Raw genomic sequence first — 25,872 nt, forward strand, 5'->3', positions numbered from 1 at the left:
AAAACAAGAATTCAATTACTTATAATCCGGATTCTGAACCAGAACCCCTCCGCTCTTCTCAATTTCCGTCTGGGGGATGGGCCATTTATAAAATTTGTCTTCAAAATGATAGGGTTGTAAACCGTCGGTCACATTGTTTAACACCGCGCCTGCGGTTCTCCAACGCATCAAATCAAAATGCCTCAATCCTTCAAAAGCAAGCTCTACTCGTCGCTCATGTCTTATTCTTTCCCGCATTTGTTCTTTTGTTAAACCCGCAGGGAAAGCAGGCATATTCACTCTATCACGCAAATCCTTTATTGCCTGGTACACATTTATAGTCGGGCCGTTAATTTCATTCTCTGCTTCAGCATACATTAATAATACTTCAGCAAGTCTTAAAACCACTGCATCCTGCTGACTTAAAGTTGAAAATCCAAATGGTATATTTTCAGGAGCCAGGAATTTCAGCACTCCATAACCGGTTGGCCTTGGGTTCGATGGCGTATGAACTTTCCCGCCGCCAAAGTCTGGATGATCAACAAATACCGTTTTATTAAGACGGGGGTCGCGGTTAAGGAAAGGTGCGGCAGGATTGGTTAATGGTGAAACCCCATAAGGAAGTCCATCCTTATATTCGAAGGAATTTACCAGATTTTGCAGGGGACTAGCAGCTACCCAATCACCATAATACATATCCCATGGAGCGGTATTACTTGGAGCAAGATAATTTATAGAGAAGATGATTTCCCTGTTTCCTTTCTGCGTTGCATCTCTAAACACCTCTTCAAACGCGGCGCTTAGGGTATACTGACTTTTAACAGCAATACAAAGATCCCGTACTTCCTTTAATAGTTCAGCATTTGGCGTACCTGTATTGCCATAGGCCGCAAAGATCAATACCCTTGCTTTCAAAGCCTGAGCACTCGTTCTTGCTGCATGCCCACCATTCTGGTAGTAAGGGTTCGCACTCAAATTAGCAATGCAAAAATCAAGATCCGAAAGAACCTGGGCTAGAATCTGACTTCCAGGAACCTTTGCCTGTTTCTGATTCTCCAGCGAAAGGGGTTCCAGTACCAGCGGAACATCACCGTACAGATAGTACAAATGGAAGTAGTAAAAGGCCCGTATAAATCTAACCTCCGCCTCATAATGCTGGCGGTCAGTGGCAGTGACATCTGCTCCCGAATAATTTGCTAATTGTTTTAAAAAGAGGTTGGCTCTGCCAATTCCTTTATAGCTATCCGTATAAATGGCAGAAACATATCCCTGCGTTGTGGCACTTAAATTTCCGGACACAATGTCTTTAGCACTTCCCGAATTAAACTGGGCATAACCATTATCGGTTAAGCAATCCCGCAAGGGCAACTCAACAGAAAATTCAGGAGCCTGTAGCGTGGCATACACCGACGCTAATCCCTGATCAAAGTCCGACTTAGATTTCCAGAAGGTCGAGGAAGCTAGTTGATCTTCGGGGTTTAAATCGAGAGAATCTGAGCACGAGCTCAGGATCACAACGAATATTAAGAGTAATTTTTCTACGTAGTTTTTCATCTTCAATTAAATTAGAACCTAACATTTATGCCGAAAGCATAGATCTTATTTTGAGGATACTGAACAAAACTTCCACTGCCTCCCCGTTCAGGATCAAGACCTGGATATTTGGTGGAAGTGAACAAGTTATCTCCGGAAAAGAATATCCTCACCTGGTCTGCGCCAAACTTTTTGTTAAGTTTTTGAGGTAGGCTGTAGCCCAAAGTCAGGTTTTTAAGCCTTAAGTATGAGGCATCCTGGAGGTAATAAGATGATGCCCTCCTGATCTTTTCAGGGGCACTCCATCCCCAATACAAACGCGGCATTGTACTGGAAGGGTTTTCCGGTGTCCAGCGCTCACGCCAGTTGGTAGTAGGAGGTGACCCTTGTACAAAAGGGACAGTTCCCCAATCGCTAACGAAAAACTTAATGTTTTCTACTCCCTGCATCATGGCAGAAAGGTCGAAACCCTTCCAGTTTGCAGATAGGTTGAATGAGTAGTTAAATCCAGGATAGTTCCCTTTCATTATGATGCGGTCGTCATTATTTACTACTCCGTCGCCGTTTTGATCTTTAAACTTCAAATCCCCGGGAACGGTGTCGTCCCCAAATTGCTTTGGTGAATTCTGAACTTCCTGGGCCGACTGAAAGATTCCGATCTGTTCGAGCATGTAATAAGCATTCCACTCTCCTCCATTCTGATTGATGCGATAGCCATTGATCTCTGGCTGACCGAATTCAACCAGCTTGTTCTTATAGTGTTCAAGATTAAATCCCAAACTATAATTCAAGCCGCCTAAAGCACCATCCTTTACGCTCCTTCTATAATTTATCCCTAATTCTACTCCTGTATTATCAAGAGTTCCGTTATTGATAGTCGGTGGCTCAAGTCCTACAAGCGCAGTAACCTGCGAAGCTCTTAAAATGTCTGTAGTCCTTTTCTTATACCAATCGGCCGTAATATCCAGCCCTCCAAACAAGGTAAGGTCTAAGCCCAGGTCAGACATTGTGGTAGTTTCCCAGGTAATATTCACATTCGACAACCTTGTCTGGGCAACACCAGTGGTTAAGCTTGAGTTATCAAAAGAGTAATTTCCGGTAAAATTGAGTATGTCCTGGTAGGGGTAAAGATCAATGTTTTGATTACCAAGCTTTCCGTAAGAACCTCTAATCTTGAAGTTGTTTAACCAGGATAATCTCAGGTCTTTCAGGAAGTTCTCTTCTGTAACTCTCCATCCTGCAGAAAAAGAAGGGAAGGTCCTCCATCGAGATCCTGGATTAAGCCTTGAACTTCCGTCATGACGCAAATTTGCTTCAAATAGATAACGGTCTTTGAAGCTATAATTAAGCCGCCCAAAAAAAGACATAAGGGCCCAGCTGTTTTGAGTTCCGTTGGTAGACTGAACTGATTCGCTTCCCGCATTTAACTCACGTAACAGATCGGTAGAGTAGTTTCTTCGGTAGCCCTGCAAATATTGATAGGTGTTCTTTTCATTACTAAAACCTCCCTGTAACTTTAGTCCGTGACTGCCAAAAGTGCGATCGTAATTTAAGTATGTGAACAAGTTCGTATAAACGGTTTGCTGGTCTTGTACCCTTAAACCGCCTCCCAGATCAAGTGTGCTCATTAAAGCATTTGTTCTGAAGTTATACAATTGCAAAGGAGGACGGAAATCCTTATACTTATCAAAGTTCGCATTTACAGCTCCCTTGGTATACCAGGTTAATCCCTTCAATAATTCTGCCTCAAACCAACCCTGTGCATTTGCCGCATAATCATCTGTGTCATGGTTAATATTTCCATCCAGAAGAGCAATTGGATTTTTGTTGTTATACTCAAAGTCGTAAGCTTTATAGGTAAAGTGGCCACTTCCGTCGGTGGTATAGGGTGAATACGTGGGAGCTTGAGACATGGCTGAAAGGAACATATCCTCCGATCCGAAAACCGGTGCATTTCTTCGTCCAAACTTTAATAAAATATTCGTTCCAAATTTAATCTTTGGATTGATCTGAGAGGAGAGGTTCAGTCTTGCATTATACTTTTTATAATCGAAGCCCTTCATAATACCCTCCTGGTCTACATAACCCAAAGAAGCATTGTAAGTAGTTCCGGCCTTACCTCCGGTGAAAGTAAGGTTATGGTTTTGGGTAGGTGCTGTTTGAAAGATCAAGTCCAGCCAGTCTGTATTGGGATACTGGGTCCTGTCAGTAGCATTTCGATATTGATCAATCTGTGCCTGCGAATACAATCCATTCGGATCCGTAAGACCTGTATTGATCCTGGCCTCATTGTACAATTCCATGTACTCTGCGGAGTTTGTCACCAGATCGAACAACTTAGTGGGAGTATACAAGCCATAGTTCCCACTGTATTGAATGGAAAGCTTTCCTTCTTTTCCTTTCTTGGTAGTTACTACAATAACCCCATTAGCTGCACGCGCTCCATAAATAGAAGCAGAGGCGGCATCTTTAAGTACAGAAACATTTTCAATATCGTTAGGATTGAGGTCTGAGAAATTCCCTTGTACACCATCAATAAGAACAAGAGGATCAGCGCCTGCTCCACTAAAGGTTCCCGTACCTCGAATACGTATAGAAACATTTTCATTGCCAGGCTCTCCTGTACCCTGGGTTATCTGAACGCCTGACATTGTTCCCTGCAACATGGCAGCAGGATTAGTTACCGGCCTTTTTACAAGTTCCTCCCCGCTTACCGAAGCTACCGCACCCGTTAGGTTTGCTTTTTTCTGTGTCCCGTAACCCACCACAACCACTTCGTTTAAGCTGGTCGAGCTTGGTTTCAATACAACAGATAAGTTCTTCTGTCCGTTAACTGGCAGTTCTGTGCTGGTAAAACCTATGTAACTGAACACTAATACCGCGTTTTCGTCTGGCACGGAGATGGAAAACCTTCCATTAATATCAGAAGTAACACCTGTGCTGGCGCCTTTCACCCGTACACTAACGCCAGGCAGTGTTTGCCCTTTTTCATCTGTTACCGTTCCGCTAACAGTAAAGGCAGCATTAGATAGTTCTGATGCCGAAATAATCACCAGATTATTTTCATTCTGCTGATAATTCAGGCTTGTGTTCTCTAATAATAGCTTCATCACCTCGTCAAGAGAGGCATTTCTTACTTCCAGGGATTTAGCTCTGCTTCCTCTAAATATGTCCTCATTATAAAGGAACCTGAAGCTCGAGGTTTTTTCTATTTCCTTTAACGCTTTCCTTAGGGATACATTATTTACGTTGAGGTTGATCCTTGTCTGACTATAGCCTACAGAAAATGCGTTATAAGCAGATATGAGTACCAGCAAAAGAGTGCATTTGAGCATAAGCAGGATTTTGAGATAGACATTACAGGGCGCATAGCTAGCGCCGTAATGATTTTTTTTCATAACTTTGAGTGGTTAAGTTTAACTATTGGTTACTTCTAAGGGCTGTATAGTTAATGCAAACTATGTGCGGGAAATGGGCAAACATTTCCCGTTTTTTATTTGATTAAGCTGTTAGTTTATTTTCGTCTTTATTTCCTCATATCATTTTTACTGGTTTTATTTGATCAATTAATTATTACTTTTTTATCAGTTATTTTAAAATGGAACCGGACGATCACCTGCAAAGCTTTTAGGGCTTCATAAAGGGATTCGTCTTTGAAACGACCAGTGATACGCTGATTTTTAAGCGCAGGATTTTCTATTCTTATCTGCACGTTGTACCAGCGTTCAAGTTTATTAACTACCTGACTGAAGGTTTCAGAGTCAAAAGCGAGGTAATTGTCCATCCACAAAGCTTCTGTAGGAAGGCTGTCTTTTTCAGAAGATCTATGGATATAGCCCAATTCAATTAGTGGTTGTGTTGGGTTTGGATTAGCGGCAAGATTACCAGATTGCTTGTTTACCCTAAGTTTCTCATTGGGCTTCATCACGATCACCTTGTCCGGGTTGTTAAGTAAGGTCACCTGGATTTTTCCATGAACCAGCGCTGCTTCGGTTACTTCTTCATCAGGATAGGATCTTACGTTAAAGGCTGTACCTAAAACTTTCAAACGGATGGTTGGAGTATTTACTAAAAAAGGGTGCTCCTTATCCTTCACCACATCAAAATAACCCTCTCCAATAAGGTTAACCTCCCTAAGCTTTTCCCCATAGCTATTATGGTAAGTTAGTTTACTCCCTGCATTTAACCAGACCTTTGTTCCATCCGGAAGTTTAATCTTACTAATTCCTGTTACTGGAGCACTTATTTCATTCACCCTTAGTTCAGAGGGATTGGTAAATTTGAAATACCAAAAAGAAATGACCAAAAGAGCTACAGACAGGCTAGCGAAGGAGAGGAGGGAGAATTTCAGGGTACTAGCGCGACAATAATCAGGCTCCTGGTCCAGCCTTTGCTCGGGCTCGTTTAATAGATCAAGCCGTTTCTCAAAACGTTGCCATTTCTTTTCAATAGAGCTACTGAGATGAGCCGGCGCTTCGGTTTGATTGCTTCTCCAATACTCTTCTAGAACTTCAATAGGGTAAATATTGCCAAGACCAGAATTCAGATAGTTTTCCAGCTGCTCAAGCTCCTGCCGGCTAGCTTCTCCGTTTAACTTCTTTCCTAATAATATCCAGAGATCTTGTGAATTCATTTCAGTCTTCTGATATAAGGACAGGAAATAGAGAGGATACCCCAGTAGGTAAATGAAATTTTTTTACTGTTTAGAGAGGATACTCAATCTTTCTGTTATTTGTCGCAGCGCATTCCCAATATGATACTCCACCGTCTTGGTGGATATGTTTAACACTTCAGCCACTTCCCGGTACTTTAAACCATCCTCCTTAACCAGTTTGAAGACAAGGCGACATTGGGGTGTTAATTGAGAAATAGCCTGGTTGATGATTCCCTTTAAGTCAGCAAGGTTCAGTTTAGTGTCAGGGGAAGTTCCAAAATGCTGAGGTTCAAATTGGATGTCATCTATACTAACAATAGGACTGCGCTTAGTCTTTTCTATATAGTTGAAACAGAGATTCCTCACACATACAAAAAGGTAGACCTTCAAATTATTTATCTGATATAGTTTCATCCTGTTATTCCAGATTTTTAAAAAAGCGTCGTCCACTATCTCTTCTGCGTCATCCTCACAACTAATAAACTTCCTTGCCAATTTCAACATGTCTTCATAAAAGTAAAAGTAGATCTGTTTGAAGGCCATTCGATCTTCATTTAAAGATATTCTTATTAATAGGTCTCTGATTTCTAGTTCAGACATGCAGATGTTTTTAAAGAAGCTTAATGCTTATTATAGTTAGCAGTAATGGTTAGTCTATTCCAGTCTATTCTAGTATTGACACGAAGTAATAGAATTAAATTGAGAAATGCAAGAGGGGGTAGTTATCGAGTGTAAAGTCTGCAACCAGATGTTGGTAGGTTTCGGCTCGTCGGGTGTGTTAATGAAGGGGCTGGGAATTTGGGGCTTTACAATCAAGAAAAGCCCTTAACTATATTTTTCAGATATTCCTTATTATTCGTTTTAGTAAAACTAATATCCTGACATTTATTAAATAGCACAAAGGATTTCAATGAGGCTATGAATTTTTCAAGAACCAGATGATCGAGCTCAACTGGCTCGAAATGGAGATTGTTTACGATAAGGGTTTTAGATTTCCGGTCAGCTTTGGCATCCATTCGCGCTATAAAGGTATCTCCTGCAAGAATAGGTAATGAAAAGTAGCCGTATTTCCTCTTGGGAGCAGGTACAAAACACTCGATCTGATAGTCGAAATTAAAGAAATTCATTAAGCGGGAACGGAAAACATTCAGGATATCAAAAGGGGAAAGGATAAATACGCCGTTCGCTAATTCAATTTCCATTTCCTGGCTAGCCAGAATGAAGAGCGGTCCTTTTACTCCCTCAACAGTCACCTGATTAACCTTACCCGCTGTAACCATTTCATCAAGAACTTTAGTAACCAGGTTATCTTTTACCCGCCTTGCACGCCATTTCATTTCTTTAACCGAAGCAATCCCGAGTGCTCTTAATGTACGTTCAATAATATAACCGGCGAACTCTTCATTGCCTGGAATAGCCATGTCAGTATCTGGAGATATTAAATTAGAAGGAAGATCGTAGATCTTTTTGAAAGCTTTGTTCCGGCGTATCATCAAATCACCATATAGATAAACCTTTTCCAGTACAATTTTAGAAGGGCGCCAGTCCCACCAACCTGTGCTAGCTTCCGTACGGTCGTTTTCAAAATCCTCCACCATCACCGGACCATCTCGCTCTATCTGATCCATTATCCTCTGTCTTAAGTTTTCCTGAGGGTTTGTAAAAGGTTTTCCATGGCTTTTGAAAGCGTTCTTCACCGCCAAAGAATAACGGAAGTCATTCATCGGTAAATAACCAGCATCAGAGAAGAAGTATTCATAAATCAAGCCCTCATCGCAGAGCTCTTCAAGCCATTCGTTTTGATAATCAGGAATACGGGAGAAAAGTTGATGATGATGAGCACGTTCAACAACATAATTAGTGTCCAGCTGTAAAAAGCCTAAATGGTCGAGTATCTTTACAACCGCTTCCTTACCGCTGCCGAATTGTCCTTTAACTGAAAGTCCGGCAGCAGAAAGAATGATTTTCCTTGCTTCTTTTTGTGTTAGGGAGATAGATTTCACTGGGTAAAATTAGTTGATAATTTTTTACGGGTAGATAGTGAAAGCAGCTTCATTTTAAATTATTTAATCGCTGCAGAATTTTAAAAAATGTATCTTAAAGTCTTAACGGTTTTATGGAATTCAAATTTTCAGCTACAATAGAAGTTATAGGCATTAATCCATTTGTATTTGTACCTGACACCATCCTGCAGTCCATTTTTGAGCGATCCGGTAAAAGCAAAGGTGCTATACCTGTAAAGGGTTCAATTAACGGAAAGCCATATACGCAAACCCTGGTAAAGTATTCTGGCAGTTGGAGGCTGTATATAAATCTTCTAATGCTGGCAAATTCCACCAGCCGCATTGGTGAAACCATTGAAGTTTTTATCGAATTTGACCCCGCAGATCGTACCATCCCTATTCACCCAAGATTACTTGAAGCGCTGGAACAGAACATTAAAGCGAAGGCTGTTTTTGAAAGTGTTTCTCCGTCACTTAGAAAAGAAATTGTTCGTTACATCGCTCGGCTTAAAAGCGAGGAAAGTATTGAAAGAAATGTAATCAAAGCCATTAATTTTCTCCTAGGAAAGGGTAGGTTCATTGGACGTAATAATCCTTGATCTTAGTTTCATCGTTTATAATTGTTAGTGCGTATTCCGGTCATAGGAAGTTATTTCGCTGTACATGCCATTTTTTTACACTAAACTGTTCTTTTAATTGTTATAGTAGAGTAATATCAGCAAATTACACACATTGTCAACGAGGGCTCCGGTAATGAGACAGAGCTTCTAGTATTTAACCAACTTATGAATTTATTAAACGGAAGTATTTTTGGAGCCAAGCGAATTCCTTATGAGGATATTACCAGTCTGGAGGCCGAATCACCGCAATTGATCATTTATGCTATTCCTGCAATGGCCTTTTTCACCTTTCTCGAAATTGGTTATTCCTGGTATCTCGAAAATAAAAACTACCGTTTAAAAGAATCTATCGGCTCGGCTCTAGTGGGGTTTGGAAGTGTTGGTATTGGTGTTTTCTTTAAAATCATAATTCTGTATTCTGCTGTTTGGATCTATAACCTGGTTCCTTGGCGTATGGAGTTAAACTGGTGGACACTTATACCCTGTTACATCATATTCGACTTTTTCAGCTATTGGTCACACCGGGTATCTCACTTTAACCGTTTCTTTTGGGCCACTCACGTGGTGCATCATTCCGCCGAGAACTACAACTTAACCGTATCGTTCAGGTTAAGTTGGATACAGAACCTCAAGATCATATTCTTTGTACCGGTTGCATTAATGGCATTTCACCCTGTTATTTTTTTCGTAGTTAGCCAGATAGCGGTACTTTTTCAATTCTGGGTGCATACAGAATACATCGGTAGGCTTCATCCAGTAATAGAATATATTTTCGCCACTCCATCAAATCATCGGGTACATCATGGCTCCCAGGAGAAATACCTCGATAAGAACTTCGCGGCCACTTTTATTATATGGGACAGGTTATTCGGTACCTACTACCGTGAAGATGAAAAGCCAGAATATGGTTTAACAAGTAAGATAGGGGACAGGCTAGATCCTCTTTTCCTTAACTTCCACGAATTTGTAGATATGGTAAAAGATATCAAAAAGGCGAAAGGAATTAAAGAGAAGTTCTTTTATGCCTTTGCCAGTCCTGCTAAAATCCATGCACGAAAGCATAAGAAAGATTGAGCTAAGTAACTGATAAGGCCGTTGCCCGGATAAGCAGACGGCCTCCTTAAAATTTTTCTTTTAAACCCTTTGCTTTATTTCGGCTATTGTTTTTTCCAGAGCATTTTCTTTTACTCCTGGAATGTTCAAACCCTCTGCCCGGTATATTTTAACATCTGTCATTCCTAAAAATCCAAGAATGCTTTTAATATAGGGGATCACAAAGTCGTATGGCTCATAAGGACCGGAAGAGTAAATCCCTCCACTTGCCACCGCTACATATACCTCCTTATTTTTTACAAGACCTTCAGGACCCTGCTCGGTATATCTGAAAGTTTTTCCAGCTCTGGTGATGTGATCTATCCAGGCTTTAAGAGAAGAATGTATCGTGAAATTGTACATGGGGGCACCAATAACAATAATATCGGCATCCATTAATTGGCCGATTGCACGGTTTGAATGCACTATAGCATCGCGGTCTTCAGAAGTCAACTGCTCTTCCGGAGTAAAAAATGACTGCAGATGAGGGGCATCCAAATGTGGCATGTTGTTTTCCAATAGATTCACTTCGTTTACTTTGGAACCGGGATATTTTTGCTGAAGTTTAGCTACAATGGCCTTCCCGATTTGGATGCTGACAGAAGATTCCCGGCGGGGACTTGAAATTAAATGAAGAATAGTTTTCATTGATATTAATTAAACGTGTTTGAAATCCTTAAGCTTTGTGCTTAAAACTATAAGTCAAAGCTAGTCCCTAGAATCCGTGAAAAAGCCGTACTTCCCTGGAAGGAAGTGCTTCCTTCCAGGGAAGTGATTACCTTTGTTTTATGGAAATAATTGAAGATCAATTAGTACAAACAGAGGAATCCTGTATCACAAGTGTCAATTACATTAGCGATGCTTTGTATGTATTGGGGGGGAAATGGAAATTAGTGATCATCTTTACGCTGGTAGAGTCTCCGAAGCGCTTCGGCGAATTACAAAAAGTATTAAAGGGTATTGGTCCAAAAATGCTGGCTAAAGATCTTAGGGAACTCGAGTTAAACGAATTTGTGGTACGCCGGGTGTATGAGGGTAAACCAGAAAAGGTGGTTTACGAAGCAACGCCTTATAGTAAAAGCCTGTCAAAGGTGCTATCCGAACTTAAAGACTGGGGAATGAAGCACAGAGAAAAAATTAAGCAAAGCATGCGTAAAGTCAGCTGATCTTTTCTCTTCCATATTAGTTATAGTTATCAACGGCCTGATAAGCCCTCCCGCCTTCAAACTTGCCTGCTAATATTCTATTCCCCATCACACCATTATAACCTTATTCCCTACATTCGTAGACACAATCGGCGCGGTCGTAGATTTGATTTTTTAGAGAGAAAGTAAAGTCTCACATTCGCTATATGCAAACACTTCAAGCAAAAAGGTCAGAAATAAAATTACATTCTTTCTTCTGGGCTGGCTTATGTTTAATATTCATTGTTTATTATGCCTGGATATTATCCCAGTTACGGAAGGATCCGAGGGATTTATATATAGCGATCTACGCTTCCTTTTCCAGCATCATGTGGATAATCATTCCAGGGTCACTTGTCTTCTATTTCAATTACTGCTATTTATTTAGGATTAAGGGAAGGAACAGATTAATAATTATTGCAGTAGTTACAATTGTTTTGATTACGCTATTCACAAGGCCGATGTTTTCCCCACTTCCTTCTTTTTGGCCTTCATTTTTAATTTCAATTTTTCCAATTATCGCGGTAATTTGGATACCCTTCACCATACTAAGTGCAGTTATTTTTCTTATTCAACGATCAAGGGAACAGAAAGAAGTAAATGAACAAATTCTTAAACAAAATGCAGAAGCTGAATTGGCTTTGTTGAAGGCTCAATTAAACCCTCACTTTCTTTTTAATACCTTAAACAATATCGATACGCTGATACAGGTAGATGAAAAGGAGAAAGCCTCAGAATCCCTTATCAGGATTTCCGAGATGATGAGATATACTACTTACGAGAGCGCAAATAACAGGGTTCCATTGAGTGAGGAGATTGAATACCTTAAGAATTACATAGATCTTGAGATGTTGCGATTCTCTAATAAGCAGCTTTTGAAATTTGAAGTTTATGGTGAAGTGGGAGAGATCAAAATAGCTCCGATGCTACTGATCCCCTTTGTTGAGAATGCCTTTAAACATACTTCGGACAAACGATCTGCATACGCCATTCGCATTAGATTAAATATTTCTTTTAATAAACTGGTTTTTACCTGTTTGAATAAATGTGATGAGAATTCAAGGATTTCTAAAGATAAGAGCTCAGGAGTTGGCCTGCAAAATATTGAACGAAGGCTTAACCTCCTTTATCCGGAAAGAAATGATCTTCAAATCCACCTAGAGGACGGAATATTTGAAACCAAACTCACTTTAGACTTAGATGAAAATTAGATGCATCATAATAGATGACGAACCCTTGGCACGGGAGAAACTGAAGCAATATGTCGCCCAGGTTCCAATCCTGCAACTCATGGGAAGTTTTGAAGATCCGGTAGATGCTTTAATGTTTCTTAAGGTAAATTCAATAGATCTGATTTTTCTCGATATACAAATGGAGCAGTTAAGTGGGATTGAGTTCATGCAAGTGCTTTCTGATCCACCAAAAATTGTCATAACTTCAGCTTATAGCGAGTATGCAGTTCAAGGTTATGAGTTTCGGGTAAGCGATTACTTATTAAAGCCAATTTCTTTCAGTCGTTTTTTAAAAGCAACAGATAAAGTAGTTCAGGAATTGCAATTAAACGAAAAGCGTACAGACTTCATATTCATAAAAACGGAGTATCGTATGGAAAGAGTAGAGCTAGCGGAGATTACTTATATAGAGGGAATGAAAGATTATCTGAATATCGTTTGTACTAAAAGGCATTTGCTAACCTTACAAAATTTTGCAAATATGGAAAAGAAGCTCAACGCAAACTTTTTACGAGTACATAAATCATACATCGTCGCCATAGATAAGATAAGAAGTATTGAAAGGAATATTATCCATTTAGACGGTATGCAAATTAATATCGGAACGAGCTATCGAGATCGATTCTTTCAATTTATAAATTCAGACAGATGAAACCATTATATATCTATCTTATCACTGTAGCAGTACTGCTAGGTGTGCTGAACTTTGGAAATAACTTATTCAAGCTTAAACACGATAAGACTAAAGTATACCGGTTACAGAATTTCAAGTTAAAGGACTCAGTAATTATTGATGATGCCTTCGTTTATACCGGCAAAAATATATATGGTGTTCAGGAGGCTATTCTTATTCCTGGCCCTAAATCAATCGACCATTACATGTATTTGTACGTTCGTTTCTCTCCCGAATGGTTCGAAGCAAATATGAAAAAGAAGTTGAAGCCCGGAAATCCACCAGCTAACCCAGATAAAGGACTGCAACAATTTAGCGCTGTACTAAAATGGCACAAAACGAACCTGAAAAGGTTCTGGCACATAAACGAGTTTCCCATGATAGCACCTGAAAATGAAGTGATGGTATTGCGTAAGGAAGCACATGGCGGAGATTTAAAAGAATTTGTTTTGTAATCAACTTGTAGAAAAATAATATTATAAAGGTTTTGATATAATTGTAGCATTTGTCAAAGTTGCAACGTATTGAAGAATAAAGCACTATGAAAACTTTTCCCCTAACCTGTGTAGTATTACTATTCCTCCTTGTCTCCTGTAAAAAAAGCGACTTTATTGCAAGCTCCACTCTAACCGGAAAATGGCAGCTCGTCACGTCCTACTACAGCACTGGTGGCCCCTTGATCTATAAAGATGTTGATAATGATACTAAGATCTATATTAATTTTGGCAAAAACGGAGAGCTTGACTACAGTAATTCCGGGTATACCAGGTATATGATAAAAGATAGTATAACGATCACCTTTCTTAAAAACGATCAAACAACCTTTGACTACTATTATAAGATTTACGACGGCAAGCTTAATTTAAGCCCACGCACTAATATGTGCATTGAAGGCTGTGGTTCAATTTTCCGAAAGGTAGAGGAATAGTTATACTCTACTTTACCACCGAAATTCACCATCAAATACAACTGAATGTCACGGTCCTTAATCTGGTCTTAGCATCACGCTCAATCTGGTCTTAGCGTCACGCTAAGACCAACCCCACTGCCTGTAACGGTCCTTAACCTTTTAGTCTGGTCTTAGCATCACGCTCAATCTGGTCTTAGCGTCACGCTAAGACCAACCTACCCATAGCTAAGGCCAACTTTGCCTATTCATCATTCAAGGAATTAATGCCCTGTTCTTTGAGCCTTGCCAGTCCTTCTTTCATAGCTTCAATCTCCTCAGTTTTATGTCCTATCCAATTCGTAACCTCAGCAATTACCATAAACGGATGAACAGAACGGTAGGATTGAGTAGGGTTTCCGGGAAACTTTCTGTCTGTTAGATCAGGGTCGTCTTCAATAGGGCCTGTCGGTTCAACTAAATAAATTCTTTGCATTCCTTCTCCTACAGCAAGCTCCGCACCCCAGATAGCAGCATCCAAAGTAGCTGAGAGGAAAATATACTTCGCATTCTTTCTCTGACCATAGTTTGAACTGAAGCCAGGTTGGATATACTCTCCAATCTTCAATTCAGCCTTGGTGCCGTGGAAATAGGTTTGACAAAAAGGAGTTGCTCTAGCTTCATTTAATTCGGTAGTTGATTTTGCCATTTTTTTATAGGTTTAAGAGCTAAAAATATCACCCTTATTTCAAGTCCAAGCAGGTTTTAAACTATATTTTTTCTAAAGCAATACAAGCTGACTCCCTCCGTTATCCTTACAACGGTTCCCTTGAGATACTGGCACATTCTATCGTTAGAGTTCGTTTTGGAAACTTAAAAGATGCGATGTCTGCTGATTAAGAGTTACAATGTTCCTCAGTCTGGCGCTGTTCCTGGTATCCATTCACTCTGATACTGTTCGTAGTGTTTCGTTCGCCCCCTATTTTATAACCTCTTGCGCCCTTTACCTTATTACAGAAGTCCCAGCATCCACTGTTAATTCAGTTCCATGAATGTAAGAAGCCTGATCTGAAGCTAGAAATAGTACTGCCTCTGCAATTTCCCCGGGGCTGCCTAATCTTTTAAACGGTATCGACGGGATAATGCTCTGAATTGCTCCTTCAATTTGCTCTGCACTCAAGCCTGTATTGTTAAAGATATTGGTTTTAATGTGCCCTGGACTTACCCCGTTAACACGAATATCCTTTTCTGTAAACTCTGCTGCAAAAGTTTTAATAAATGACTGCACCGCCGACTTAGCTGCAGAATATACAGAGAAATTCGCCATACCTATTTCCGTAACAAAGGAAGTGTTGAGTATAATTGAACTGCCGGTTATGAGTAATGGCAACACTTGTTGTACCGTAAAGAAGGTTCCTTTTACCAAGGTATTGAACAGCTCGTCAAAATGAGATTCATCAGCCGATGCAACATCAGAAAACTTCCCATAACCTGCATTCGCAAAAAGCAAATTCACCACGTCTGTATGAGCCTTTATTTCCTCCTGCAAGCTCAATACATCTGTTATATTTCCAGCATCAGACACAATTCCCTGAGCATTTGCTCCAAGCTTTTCCACAGCCCTATTAACCGTTTCCTTACTTCGTCCTGTTATAATAGCCTTGCCACCTTCGCTGATAAATTGTTCTGCTGTGGCGAATCCAATACCATTTGTTCCCCCTGTAATAAGGGCTACTTTGTCTTTAAATCTTTGCATAACTATGAGTTTTAATTACTCAGCAAAGATTAAGATCGGAGGCCAGGTAGAAAATCCGAAACTTGCTAAGTTTCGTTTATAGGCCTCATATAACATTGCTTACCTGGCTAAATCTATATCGCCTAATTTCATATATTGGTAGCTGTGACCTCACTCACATAAATCAGCAATATGGCACCCTTATATTTCGTTCTTGAAAGCTTCTATTGGGGGTACTTGTTGATATTTGCTTTAATTGTATTAGTACGTAGTTACAAGGTTTTTAACATCCAAACAGATGCCTTAATCGAAGCCAATAATTATTTACTTGTTATTAGAGTAATATTAACCTTAATCACTACAGCAATTGGGATTGCGGAACTCTTTCTCAGCTGGTATTCCGGCGTAGAATATGAGCAGTATGCCATTCTAAATCGCTGGGCTGGTCCATATGCACTTTTCCAGTGGATTCCTTTTCTATTAATTACTCTACCGCCATTTATAATGTTCAGGAAGCTGAACAGGAAAAGTTTTAAAGCTACCATAGTAATAGTGGTTCTTTGGTCGCTCTCGTTAACTCTTACGAAAGCTCTTGAGATGACAATGGATATACAATGGATAATGACGGTTAAGCCAGACTATTTTCTTTTCTTTGGGAAGATAGTATTATATAACGTTTTGTTAATTCCGGCATACCTTACCCATCGCAAGCAATAAGATTCAGAAGCCTATGGCACTAGACTTTTATCGTCGCGATACCCAAGAATATTTATTTGGATTGGGTGACCAGCAATTCCATAATCTTCAGGAAATATTTAAAGAGTTTCAGTATCGCACGGGACTAATAATAGATCAATACGGCGATACGGTTTTGTCGATAGAAAACCAGCAAACTTTAATTAAGATTATCGATGGGTTTATTGAAAAGACAGATTTAAATAAGGACAAGGCTAAGACGGTATCAATAATAGAATTTAGAGGTCTTCTGAATTATTTTATTACAAATAGGGTAGACCTCCAATTAAAAGGAGATTAGACTTAACGCTCATAGGAACAAAAAATAATCTAAAGACTTGCTGAGAAGACCAGCACGATCTTATCTTCGCCGAAAAATACATCTATGACCTATTTGAAACTACCTTTTCTGGCACTTACGCTCTTTATGGCCGTTCTTTCGGGTTGTACAACCAATAAGGAAGAGGAGACTACTACTCTACACACGCAATCCTTTGAAATCAAGATCGATGGTAAGCTGATCAAAATGCAGCCCGATGTTCCCACTGATGGCACGGTTGTGCTTAGCAGTTTCGTTCAGGGATCTGAAAGGAACAGCCTTGCCATTACAGCCACTCATAAAAGCGAAGATTTTCAGTTTGGAATAGATCTTCGGCAGATCCCCAACCTGATACCAGGGAAATACCCTGTTTTTAAATGTTATGAAGCAGGAACTGAGTGTGAGGATAATTACCAAAGTGCGCTTATCGGACGTTTTCCTTCATCAGAAGCAGCGCTACTAAGCGGCAAGCTTGCGTACCAAGCGCCAAAATTAGGTCTTAAACCATTAATGCTTACCATTTCCGAAGTAAATGACGCTTACTGGGAAGGAGTAGGGAAGGTTAAAAAAATTAAAGGAACATTTGAAGGTACTCTGGCCCGCCTGGAACGAAAAGGAGAGGTCACGATTATAGCTGAATCGACCAAAGTAGAGGGTTCTTTTGACCTCTATTGTTTGATTTCAAAAACCCAGTAATGTTATATCGTTTCTATAAGAAACCAGAAGTTGGCATTAGCCCTGACTTACCTGTAATTGAGTGGGTGAAAGACCATATTTTCTCCCGCTCAACTACTAATTCCCACTTCAAACAAGTTCATTATAACGGACCATTTTTAAGTCGCCTATTTAAAATGCTGGTAGAAGCAGACCGTAATGGGTAAAGATGAAGATCGAAGGCTCTGAATATCCCATGAACAGGAAAATTAATACTGTACACGTTTTAAAGTCTTTCTGTAAATACCTCGATTAGCTAAAACTTTTGCTTCACTGGACTATCCATATAATGGACCGGACTAGCAGAAGGTGTTTTGGAATTGTTAATTATTTCAAGGGCCTTTTCCATGTATTCGTCGCGACCTTCTGAAATTGCTTTCACCGTTTGTTCAACCAGTATATCCGGTTGAATGCCTTTTGACTGTAGCAGTGAACCATCCTGCTGACGAACTTTCATGCCTGTAAAACGCACCGTATAATTTCCGGGAAGCCTGAACATATTTACATTGCCATTAGCTCCAGCGGTGGGCTGTCCCACTATCGTAGCTAGTTTATACTGCTTTATAAAGCTCATATAGCTTTCTGCATAGCTGATTGCTCCACCTCCAGTCAGAAAAACTACTTTTGCCGAAAGGTGGGGTTCCATCGGCTTCAAATCCCAACCCAAAGAATCCCAGCTTACTTTTTCATAATCTGGATAGCTAATTCTTGGCACAAACATCCATTTGTTGGTATCCTTAACCGTTAAGAGGTGATTGATCAGTTCATGGTTCCCTTTAGGATAACCCCGAAGATCGCAGATAATTCCTCTTGCTTTCAACAAAACTGGTGCAGCCGACTTGATACTATCCATCGAGGCATTGCTGATATCGATGTAGAAGGTGTCGTTTCCCAAATTTCGGATGGCCTGCTTATCATTTGTTTGATTGAACTGGACTCTCTTAAGAAGGACTTCTCTTTCTCCCTGGCCCTCTTGTTTAACAACCAGTCGTATCTCCGAACCCTTTTTCCCCAGGAAAAGCTGTCTGAGGCCAACATTAGTTTTCCATTGGGCTGAACCCGAGATCCTGCTCCTTATTTCATTTAATACTTCCAATGCAGGCCTTCCATCTACTTTAAGCAAGATATCTCCTGGTTTTAAAGGTACTCTCAAACTATCTCCAACGTTTTGATAAACTTTGTCTATTACAATTTTCTCTTCAGCAAGGGTAAGATTTACTGGAATTGTAAACCATTCGGGACTTTCAGGTCCACTTACTGAAACGTGACCATCTGCAAGTTTCTCAGTAAGTTGCTGCAGCAACAAGAAGTACTCTTTTCCCGTCTTTATTTTTACTGCGGTTGCCAGGGCAGAAGGTAATTGATCATCCCACCGCGTTTCAATTTCATCATGGTAGGGGTAAAAGTGCTTGAAAATATTCCAGGTAGTAATAATTCCGGCAAGGCGAACATAGGGATCAGAAGAGTTGAATTGCTGGGGCGCTGAAGTATTTATAGCATTTTGCAGCGCCTTTAAGGCAGTTGAATCACCTATTGGGTACGTATGGTTGCGTGAACCCTTTAATACCAGTGGAATTGTTACCGAAATACCCGACCCCAGATCCTTTTTTACAAAATCGCCAAAAGACGGCCTTTGCTTATAGATAGCAGTGTCTATTGTCTCGTTTACCTGGCTTTTAATCAGTAAGGAATGTTTTCCATCGGTTGCTGCATCATCAACTACAGTGTAAGTATATCCGGGGGAAGCAGTGTACCACTCCTCCGCTTTTGTAGGAGAACTTTCAAAAGAAGCGTTCTTCAGTTCATGCACTTTCCATTTTCCCTGTTCTTCAATTTCAAGAATGAAATCGTCCGCCCAAACCTTACCTTTGCCACTTAAAAATACTCCAAATGCTATTGCCATGGCATCGTTATCCACCATACCTGTCGTTTCATAACGCCCCCAACTGGTCTTAGTAACCGGACGGGAATCCATATTATCAAAAAAACCCATCTTATTATCGGCCCTGTCTACCCTGACCCACATTTGTCCGTACCCTCCAGATCCATCTGTTTTAATCATTGACCGTAGCCTGAAGCGCTTTCCCCTGTATGGAACAGCATTTACCCCTCTGGTGGCGGTACCAAATCCGTGAGACTTTATATTATCGGGGGAGGCTCTATTTACACGTATACTCTTGTAAAGCTGATTGTTAGATCCGCCATAGCCGTAGTGCTGCCAATAGATATCCTCCACCTGAGTTTCAGCAGGTGGTGTTAGCGAAGCGGTTGAAAACTCAGGAGTAGTGCTGGATGATATAATTACCGAAGGCGCAATGGGATTGAAAAGAGAATTAAGCCTTTTTTCAAGTTCCTGCCTGTTTTTTGCTGTTTCCACAGTTTTTGCCCCGTAATACAGAAATCGGTCCCAATTGACGGATGCAGCCTCATCTGAAGGATGAAAATACCGAACGTAACCATACAGGCGACTAAATGAGGTTAAATTGTTGATCTTCTGCTGGCCGGATACCTGAGCAAAGACAGCAGCAGGCAATATAAGTAGAACTAGGGATAGGATTTTTTTCATTTTGGCTAAGGATTTAAAACCTGAAGTTAAGAAATTAGTCTGCAACCAGAAGTAATTTAACACGGATTAACACATTCACAGCCAGAGTACCTTAATCCCGTCAACAGGTAAAACTTAGCCCCCTTTATCTTAAACAAAATCCTTAATCGCTATACCTCATTCTGGGAAAATCTGTATTTTAACCACCAGAATCATTATCACATGAAACTAACATCGGTACAAAACCTTCTTTCAGAAATCAGAAAAGCAATCATACGCTTTCCGCTTGAGGTTACTTTCGCCTTTATTGCTTGTATTGCAGCAACAACACTGGTGCAAAATGAAGATAAAAGCTTTGCGGTAACCAGCTGGGGTTGGAAAGTAATGATGGTCTGCAATATTGGTTTACTTACCGCCTTTGCCACCTCGCTTTATTCCCGGTATAGAGAGCTCAGCAAGAAAGCAACTGCCGTCCTCTATATCCTGAGTATTGCAATAAGTGTTACCTTTCTCTTTGTTCTTAACCCCATGCAGCAGGAGCGGGATGTAGTGCGGTTCTTCCTGATCAGTTTCTCCTTGCATTTAATGGTGGCTTTTATTGCCTTCCTCGGAAAAGGTGATGATGCTAATGCATTCTGGCAATTTAATAAGACGATGTTCCTCCGTTTCCTGGCAGGTGTTCTTTATTCTGCTGTTCTATTTGGAGGATTATGTGCTGCCATGGGAGCTACCAAGTTCCTGTTTAATATTGATATTACCTGGAAGAGCTTCATGACACTCTTCGCCTGGATTGCCATCCTTTTCCAGACGCTCTTTTTCCTGTCGGGAATTCCGGTGGATCTGCTGAAATTAAAGGATGAACAATCTTACCCTAAGGGGTTAAAGCTTTTCACCCAGTACGTACTGATTCCCCTTGCTATTGTTTACGTGCTGATCCTTCTTTCCTATGAAGTCAAGATCATTATAGAGTGGAACCTTCCGAAAGGTCTAGTTTCTTCCCTTATTCTTGGGTATGCTGTCTTTGGGATATTATCATTCCTGTTGATTTACCCCTTACGGAACCAGGAGGAAAACAAATGGATAGTGGGCTATAACAGAGTATTTTACTACCTTTTAATTCCATTATTAGCTCTGCTATTTGTATCAGTATATACCAGGGTACAGAAGTACGGTATTACAGAAGAACGCTATTTCCTGATCATCCTTGCTTTGTGGCTAACCGGCATTACGGCCTATTTTCTGCTCTCCCGGAAACAGAATATTTTGATCATCCCGCTTTCCTTGTCGCTGGTAACGATTGCTGGCACATATGGTCCCCTAAGCGCTTTTAATATTGCTGAACGGTCTCAACTAAAGCAATTAACTGCGGTATTTGAGAAGAGTAAGTTATTGAAAGAGGGAAGGTTGCAGGTGATCACCTCAAAATTAGATTCTGCATCTAATGACCGTGTGATCGATTTAACAAAGTACATGATAAAGGAATATGGCTTATCCAGTCTTCAGAATTTATTAAAAGAGGATTTGGAGTCCGTAACAGACTCTATTAAAGAAAGACTTGAACTGACAGCAGCTAAGTATGGGAATAACAGAAGAACTTATGCCTGGGATATCAGGAATGCCGAACAAGAATGGCTGCAAAAGCATTACCAGCTTCCTATTAAGTATGCAGATTATAGTATAAGTTACAAGCATATAAAGGCGGAGAACTATAACGTAATTCCGGCAGTCAATGCTGATTTTATTGTTCTGATAAATAACACTACCAATCTCTATCCAGCAGAGACAGTATCAGCACTGGATAAAGATTCCATACAGTTCCACTTATCCGATTCCTCCATGACCCTTCGTATCGTAAAAGACAGTATCCGTCTTAATTTAATCCCGATCATTGACCGGCTCGAAAAGGCTAACGTTAACCCTGAGGATAAGCCAACAAAAGATAGCGGAAGGATAGAAGCGACCGGAAGTTTTATACTTCCAAGAAAGGAATTAACGGAAGAATTTAAAGTGGGAAAATACAGCGTCACGTTCTATATTAACGAAATTAATTACAGGGTTTCCTCGCACTCCAAGTCAGCTGAAAGGGTAGAGGGTATTATGATGATCAACAAATAAGTTACCCTGCCTTTGTTAATTAAAGATCCTACGCAAACCTGGAGATTTACTAATAGCTTTGCCAATCGTTAATAGACCATATTTTTTGCTTCTTATACTGATCACGTCGAGAATGGAAAATATATGGTTTGAACATTTGTTCTAGTTCTTTGACTATACGAACCATTTCTAAACCCTTCGCTACCGCAGATTTGTATCATAGCCTTTTAATCAAGTCAAACTAACACAACTTAAATAAAATCTATGTACAAATTCTTTTTTACTTCTTTCTTCTGTCTTGGTTCTATCCTGGCCATTGGTCAGGAAATGATGGTTTCAAGTCCGGATAAAAATCTGAAACTTACAGTAGCAATAGATGCAGGAAAACCGGTGTATTCTGTTTCCTTCAAAAACCGTGTGATGATGGAAAGTTCTCCGCTCGGGTTGAAAACGAATGAAGGCGACTTTAGCTCCGGTCTAAAATTTATATCAAAGGCAGAAGGTGCGGTAAGCAAGGATTACTCGCAGGAGAAGATCAAACAGTCGACCGTACAGTACCGGGCAAATAAGCTAACCTGTACGTTCGAGAACGCCGAAAAAAAACAGATCAGCCTTGTATTTCAACTAAGCAATAACAATATAGCTTTCCGTTATGAACTGCCAACCTGGGCAGAACGCAGATCGTGTGTAGTTGAAAAGGAAGCCACAGGATTTAAATTCCCTGCAAGCACCACAACATTCCTTTCGGGGATGATGAATTCCATGACTGGATTTGCAAGAACAGCACCAAGTTATGAAACGGGATATGTGGCTGATGCTCCAATACTTAATAATAGGCAGCCAAAGGAAGGGTACGTATTCCCTGGCCTCTTTAAAATTGGAAATAACGGTTGGGTGTTAATTTCCGAAACCGGAGTAAGCAGTCAGTTTTGTGCATCTCATCTAAGTCAGGCTTCTGCGAATGGCACCTATACGGTCGACTATCCTGCCCTAAGCCAGAATAATGGTTTTGGAAGTACCGGTGCCGCTATAGCATTGCCAGGTGTTACGCCATGGAGAACTATTACCGTTGGAGATAATCTGAAACCTATTGTTGAAACAACCATTCCTTTTGATGTAGTAGATCCTTTATATGAGCCTTCTCAAAAATATAAGTACGGGCGTTCAACCTGGAGTTGGATCGTATGGCAGGATAATAGTATGAACTATGAGGATCAGGTGAAGTTTATTGACCTGGCTTCTACTATGAAATACGAATACATCCTCATTGACGCTCTTTGGGATACCAACATAGGTAAGGAGCGAATGAAGGAATTAGTCAGTTACGCCAAATCTAAAGGGGTAGAAGTGTTCCTTTGGTACAATTCCAATGGATCCTTTAACGATGCGCCTATGGGCCCCCGTAACAAGATGAGCTCATCCGTCGAACGTAAGAAAGAAATGAAATGGCTGCGGGAAATAGGAGTTAAGGGCTTGAAAGTAGACTTTTTTGGGGGAGACAAACAGGAGACCATGCGTCTTTACGAAGATATTTTATCGGATGCCAACGACTATGGTTTAATGATCGTCTTTCACGGAACCACCTTGCCAAGGGGATGGGAGCGGATGTACCCCAACTATGTGGGCAGCGAAGCTGTTGTGGCTTCCGAGATGCTGATTTTCGTACAAAATGTAAGAGAAAACGAAGCGTATAATGCGGCCATCCATCCCTTTATCAGAAACACAGTAGGGAGCATGGAATTTGGTGGCACTTTTCTGAATAAGTATCTGGTAAAATCGAATAAGGATAAAAACAAGCGCCTTACCACCGATGCCTTCCAGTTGGCCACAGCCGTTCTTTTCCAGAATCCCGTTCAGATGTTCGCCCTAACCCCAAACAACCTCAGCGATGCACCTCCATTTGAAATTGATTTCATGAAGCAGGTGCCTACTACCTGGGACGAGACGGTATTTATAGACGGTTACCCGGGGAAATACAGCATACTAGCCCGCCGGCATGGTAAAGACTGGTACGTAGCAGGAGTGAACGGCACTAAAGAAGCCATGAAGCTGAAGGTAAAACTTCCAATGCTTGCCGGAAAAAAAGTGAAGTTGTATGCCGACAACCAAAACAAAGAGACCTTTGTGAAAGAGCAGGAGCTGAAAAAGAGCGGAGAAATCGAGATCGAAATGCAATCCGGTGGAGGAATTGTTATTTCCACCTTATAGAAATTGATTTAATCGTAGGGGGACCCTCCCGAGCAGTCCTCCTACGACTAATAATAATTTCAATTACCTTATTCTACAAATTCTATTTGCAAGTCCACACCTCTTTTACAAAAGTGCTTTGACTTTGAAATTCATTGTTATTTGTTGGCATATTGATTTCGGTTCCCTGGGCGTTGTAGAAAGTAGTTGTGCAATCACAGGCAGGACCACCGCAAGAACTCAGATATACAGTTTCATTTTTCCACTTGTATTCACTGATAAATGGCTGACATACGCAGTTATCATCATAGGTCTCAATTAATTTTTTTATCGCGACTGGCACTTCCGTTTCTTTTTTTTCTTTCTCGCAGGCTGATGTGATGAGACTAATTACTAGGACTAAAAGGAATGAGGTTTTTTTCGGATTCATATGGCTTTTACAGTTATTACGTGAAGCAGAAAGAAAGTGCAACAGTAGGGCGGAAAATTAGTTCGTAGCGAGACGCTACGAACAGTACCAGTAGGGGATTTAATCATGGTCTTAGCGAGACGCTAAGACCAGTACCGTAACATATCTTCTACTAGTCGTAGCGTCTCGCTACGACTAACATTTCCCAATCATAGTCTTAGCGAGACGCTAAGACCAGTACCATAACATATCTTCTACTAGTCGTAGCGTCTCGCTACGACTAACATTTCCCAATCATGGTCTTAGCGAGACGCTAAGACCAGTGCCTGGTACTATTCTTATCTTCTCCTAGTCTTAGCGTCCCGCTAAGACTAACATTTCCTATACTATTCTTCTACTAGTCGTAGCGTCTCGCTACGACTAACACTTCCCGCTACGAATACTATTTCTATTTCAGCTTAACCACGGTCTTTATTTTAGAAGTGGTATGAGCATTGAAGATTCCAAGGGCGCCATTATTGAAATTGGAATTCGGATTTGATGGGGCAACGGGTGGACCACCTTCTCCGGATATTTGGGCAATGGCAAAGTAATATTTATAAACGGGCAGGTCCAGACCCCGCATTTCAACTTCCAGCGAATCTCCTTCTGCCAGGTCGTCCAGATCGGTAAAGAGGGTTTCGGTGACATCATTGCCGTTTGTAAAACGGTCTTCTGTCAGAGATTCCTGCACCTCCTCATCCTTTGCTTTTATCAGGAACAGGTATTGGTTTTTCGCATCCTTAGGGTCTTTATAATAAGCGAGAGGCACAATAACCTCGTCACCAAAGAAAGATAGTTTTCTAAAACCCAGCGAATCCAATTTTACCGCCAGCGGCATCGTCGAACTTGCAGTATATACTTTACCTTCCACGTTTACTTCAAGTGAATATTTCGTTCCCGGAGCCCCTGCAAACCTCGGACTTTTATAAACCCCGGTTTCAGTTTCGGTAAACGTAATCTTTTGTCCGCCAGGAGCGCTAAGAACCACCTGTGCTCCTGAAAGGCCATTAAACTTATTCGTTTCGGTAAAAGGAATTGTTTTAGATATCCTTACCACATGGTTGGTATCCAGGTCACTCAGATCGGCCTCGATAACTAATTTCGGTTCCGAATCCTTCAGATCAAGATCTACCACTTTCTCACAACTTGCCAGGAGCATAGCTCCAAGAAGGATCATGCAAAGTTTCGCTCCTGATTTTATATATTTCAATGCGTTTGTATAAGATGCTTTCATTT

The 25,872-nt window shown here is 40.7% G+C and carries 24 protein-coding genes; 13 read left to right on the forward strand and 11 right to left on the reverse strand.

The annotated features are described in order from the left end of the window. Nucleotides 1–15 precede the first annotated feature (15 nt). From J4N24_RS16570 to J4N24_RS16590, 5 genes are all read right to left on the reverse strand, one after another. A complete protein-coding gene (locus J4N24_RS16570; protein ID WP_207534823.1) occupies nt 16–1,533 on the reverse strand; it encodes a RagB/SusD family nutrient uptake outer membrane protein in 1,518 nt (505 codons plus the stop codon). Between the two features lie 11 nt (nt 1,534–1,544). Beyond that, on the reverse strand, nt 1,545–4,910 hold the full coding sequence (locus J4N24_RS16575; protein WP_207534824.1) for a TonB-dependent receptor: 3,366 nt from the start codon (nt 4,908–4,910) through the stop codon (nt 1,545–1,547). 164 nt (nt 4,911–5,074) lie between these two features. Continuing rightward, nucleotides 5,075–6,145 carry a FecR family protein gene (locus J4N24_RS16580; RefSeq protein ID WP_207534825.1) on the reverse strand — a complete coding sequence of 357 codons (1,071 nt, stop codon included), beginning with the start codon at nt 6,143–6,145 and terminating at the stop codon, nt 5,075–5,077. Nucleotides 6,146–6,208: 63 nt separating this feature from the next. Beyond that, nucleotides 6,209–6,766, reverse strand: a complete 558-nt coding sequence (locus J4N24_RS16585; protein WP_207534826.1) for an RNA polymerase sigma-70 factor — start codon at nt 6,764–6,766, stop codon at nt 6,209–6,211. Between the two features lie 212 nt (nt 6,767–6,978). Then, nucleotides 6,979–8,169, reverse strand: a complete 1,191-nt coding sequence (locus J4N24_RS16590; RefSeq protein WP_207534827.1) for a winged helix-turn-helix domain-containing protein — start codon at nt 8,167–8,169, stop codon at nt 6,979–6,981. A 113-nt stretch (nt 8,170–8,282) separates the two neighbouring features. On the opposite strand from J4N24_RS16590, the gene J4N24_RS16595 reads away from it, so the two are divergent. Together J4N24_RS16595 and J4N24_RS16600 are read left to right on the forward strand one after the other, a co-directional pair. Beyond that, nucleotides 8,283–8,768: a YdeI/OmpD-associated family protein gene (locus J4N24_RS16595; protein ID WP_207534828.1), complete on the forward strand. Its 486-nt coding sequence runs from the start codon at nt 8,283–8,285 to the stop codon at nt 8,766–8,768. A 186-nt stretch (nt 8,769–8,954) separates the two neighbouring features. Continuing rightward, nucleotides 8,955–9,863 carry a sterol desaturase family protein gene (locus J4N24_RS16600; RefSeq protein ID WP_207534829.1) on the forward strand — a complete coding sequence of 303 codons (909 nt, stop codon included), beginning with the start codon at nt 8,955–8,957 and terminating at the stop codon, nt 9,861–9,863. 60 nt (nt 9,864–9,923) lie between these two features. On the opposite strand, the gene J4N24_RS16605 is transcribed toward J4N24_RS16600, so the two are convergent. Further along, nucleotides 9,924–10,529 carry an FMN-dependent NADH-azoreductase gene (locus J4N24_RS16605; protein WP_207534830.1) on the reverse strand — a complete coding sequence of 202 codons (606 nt, stop codon included), beginning with the start codon at nt 10,527–10,529 and terminating at the stop codon, nt 9,924–9,926. Between the two features lie 140 nt (nt 10,530–10,669). On the opposite strand from J4N24_RS16605, the gene J4N24_RS16610 reads away from it, so the two are divergent. From J4N24_RS16610 to J4N24_RS16630, 5 genes are all read left to right on the forward strand, one after another. Beyond that, nucleotides 10,670–11,047: a winged helix-turn-helix transcriptional regulator gene (locus tag J4N24_RS16610; protein WP_207534831.1), complete on the forward strand. Its 378-nt coding sequence runs from the start codon at nt 10,670–10,672 to the stop codon at nt 11,045–11,047. Between the two features lie 185 nt (nt 11,048–11,232). Further along, complete coding sequence (locus J4N24_RS16615) at nt 11,233–12,276, forward strand: sensor histidine kinase (protein WP_207534832.1); 1,044 nt, start codon at nt 11,233–11,235, stop codon at nt 12,274–12,276. Then, the gene (locus J4N24_RS16620; RefSeq protein ID WP_207534833.1) at nt 12,266–12,949 is read left to right on the forward strand and encodes a LytR/AlgR family response regulator transcription factor; all 684 of its coding nucleotides are present in this window, start codon (nt 12,266–12,268) and stop codon (nt 12,947–12,949) included. Before J4N24_RS16615 ends, J4N24_RS16620 begins: the two co-directional genes overlap by 11 nt. Further along, nucleotides 12,946–13,425, forward strand: a complete 480-nt coding sequence (locus J4N24_RS16625) for a hypothetical protein (RefSeq protein ID WP_207534834.1) — start codon at nt 12,946–12,948, stop codon at nt 13,423–13,425. The genes J4N24_RS16620 and J4N24_RS16625 overlap by 4 nt, the downstream gene beginning before the upstream one ends. An 86-nt stretch (nt 13,426–13,511) precedes the next feature. Then, nucleotides 13,512–13,898: a hypothetical protein gene (locus J4N24_RS16630; RefSeq protein WP_207534835.1), complete on the forward strand. Its 387-nt coding sequence runs from the start codon at nt 13,512–13,514 to the stop codon at nt 13,896–13,898. 223 nt (nt 13,899–14,121) lie between these two features. Here J4N24_RS16630 and arr read toward each other — a convergent pair whose 3' ends face one another. Both arr and J4N24_RS16640 read right to left on the reverse strand, forming a co-directional pair. Continuing rightward, nucleotides 14,122–14,565, reverse strand: coding sequence for an NAD(+)--rifampin ADP-ribosyltransferase (gene arr, locus J4N24_RS16635; RefSeq protein WP_207534836.1), 444 nt, complete (start codon nt 14,563–14,565; stop codon nt 14,122–14,124). Nucleotides 14,566–14,859: 294 nt separating this feature from the next. Beyond that, a complete protein-coding gene (locus tag J4N24_RS16640) occupies nt 14,860–15,612 on the reverse strand; it encodes an SDR family oxidoreductase (RefSeq protein WP_207534837.1) in 753 nt (250 codons plus the stop codon). 171 nt (nt 15,613–15,783) lie between these two features. Between J4N24_RS16640 and J4N24_RS16645 the strand changes: the two genes are divergently transcribed. The 4 genes from J4N24_RS16645 to J4N24_RS16660 all read left to right on the forward strand — a co-directional run bounded on the left by J4N24_RS16645 (nt 15,784) and on the right by J4N24_RS16660 (nt 17,526). Next, complete coding sequence (locus tag J4N24_RS16645; RefSeq protein ID WP_207534838.1) at nt 15,784–16,308, forward strand: hypothetical protein; 525 nt, start codon at nt 15,784–15,786, stop codon at nt 16,306–16,308. 13 nt (nt 16,309–16,321) lie between these two features. Continuing rightward, the gene (locus J4N24_RS16650) at nt 16,322–16,627 is read left to right on the forward strand and encodes a hypothetical protein (RefSeq protein WP_207534839.1); all 306 of its coding nucleotides are present in this window, start codon (nt 16,322–16,324) and stop codon (nt 16,625–16,627) included. 84 nt (nt 16,628–16,711) lie between these two features. Next, a complete protein-coding gene (locus J4N24_RS16655) occupies nt 16,712–17,341 on the forward strand; it encodes a hypothetical protein (protein WP_207534840.1) in 630 nt (209 codons plus the stop codon). Continuing rightward, nucleotides 17,341–17,526, forward strand: a complete 186-nt coding sequence (locus tag J4N24_RS16660; protein ID WP_207534841.1) for a hypothetical protein — start codon at nt 17,341–17,343, stop codon at nt 17,524–17,526. The genes J4N24_RS16655 and J4N24_RS16660 overlap by 1 nt, the downstream gene beginning before the upstream one ends. Nucleotides 17,527–17,615: 89 nt before the next feature. On the opposite strand, the gene J4N24_RS16665 is transcribed toward J4N24_RS16660, so the two are convergent. Next, nucleotides 17,616–19,925: a S41 family peptidase gene (locus J4N24_RS16665; RefSeq protein ID WP_207534842.1), complete on the reverse strand. Its 2,310-nt coding sequence runs from the start codon at nt 19,923–19,925 to the stop codon at nt 17,616–17,618. A gap of 201 nt (nt 19,926–20,126) precedes the next feature. On the opposite strand from J4N24_RS16665, the gene J4N24_RS16670 reads away from it, so the two are divergent. Beyond that, nucleotides 20,127–22,019 (forward strand): DUF4153 domain-containing protein, encoded by a 1,893-nt coding sequence (locus tag J4N24_RS16670; protein WP_207534843.1) that lies wholly within the window; start codon nt 20,127–20,129, stop codon nt 22,017–22,019. 243 nt (nt 22,020–22,262) lie between these two features. Beyond that, on the forward strand, nt 22,263–24,206 hold the full coding sequence (locus tag J4N24_RS16675; RefSeq protein ID WP_207534844.1) for a glycoside hydrolase family 97 protein: 1,944 nt from the start codon (nt 22,263–22,265) through the stop codon (nt 24,204–24,206). A gap of 82 nt (nt 24,207–24,288) precedes the next feature. Here J4N24_RS16675 and J4N24_RS16680 read toward each other — a convergent pair whose 3' ends face one another. After that, on the reverse strand, nt 24,289–24,615 hold the full coding sequence (locus J4N24_RS16680) for a hypothetical protein (protein WP_207534845.1): 327 nt from the start codon (nt 24,613–24,615) through the stop codon (nt 24,289–24,291). Between the two features lie 427 nt (nt 24,616–25,042). Then, on the reverse strand, nt 25,043–25,870 hold the full coding sequence (locus tag J4N24_RS16685; protein WP_207534846.1) for a DUF4249 domain-containing protein: 828 nt from the start codon (nt 25,868–25,870) through the stop codon (nt 25,043–25,045). Between the last annotated feature and the right edge of the window lie 2 nt (nt 25,871–25,872).

Source organism: Desertivirga arenae (assembly GCF_017355785.1).
Lineage (GTDB): Bacteria > Bacteroidota > Bacteroidia > Sphingobacteriales > Sphingobacteriaceae > Desertivirga > Desertivirga arenae.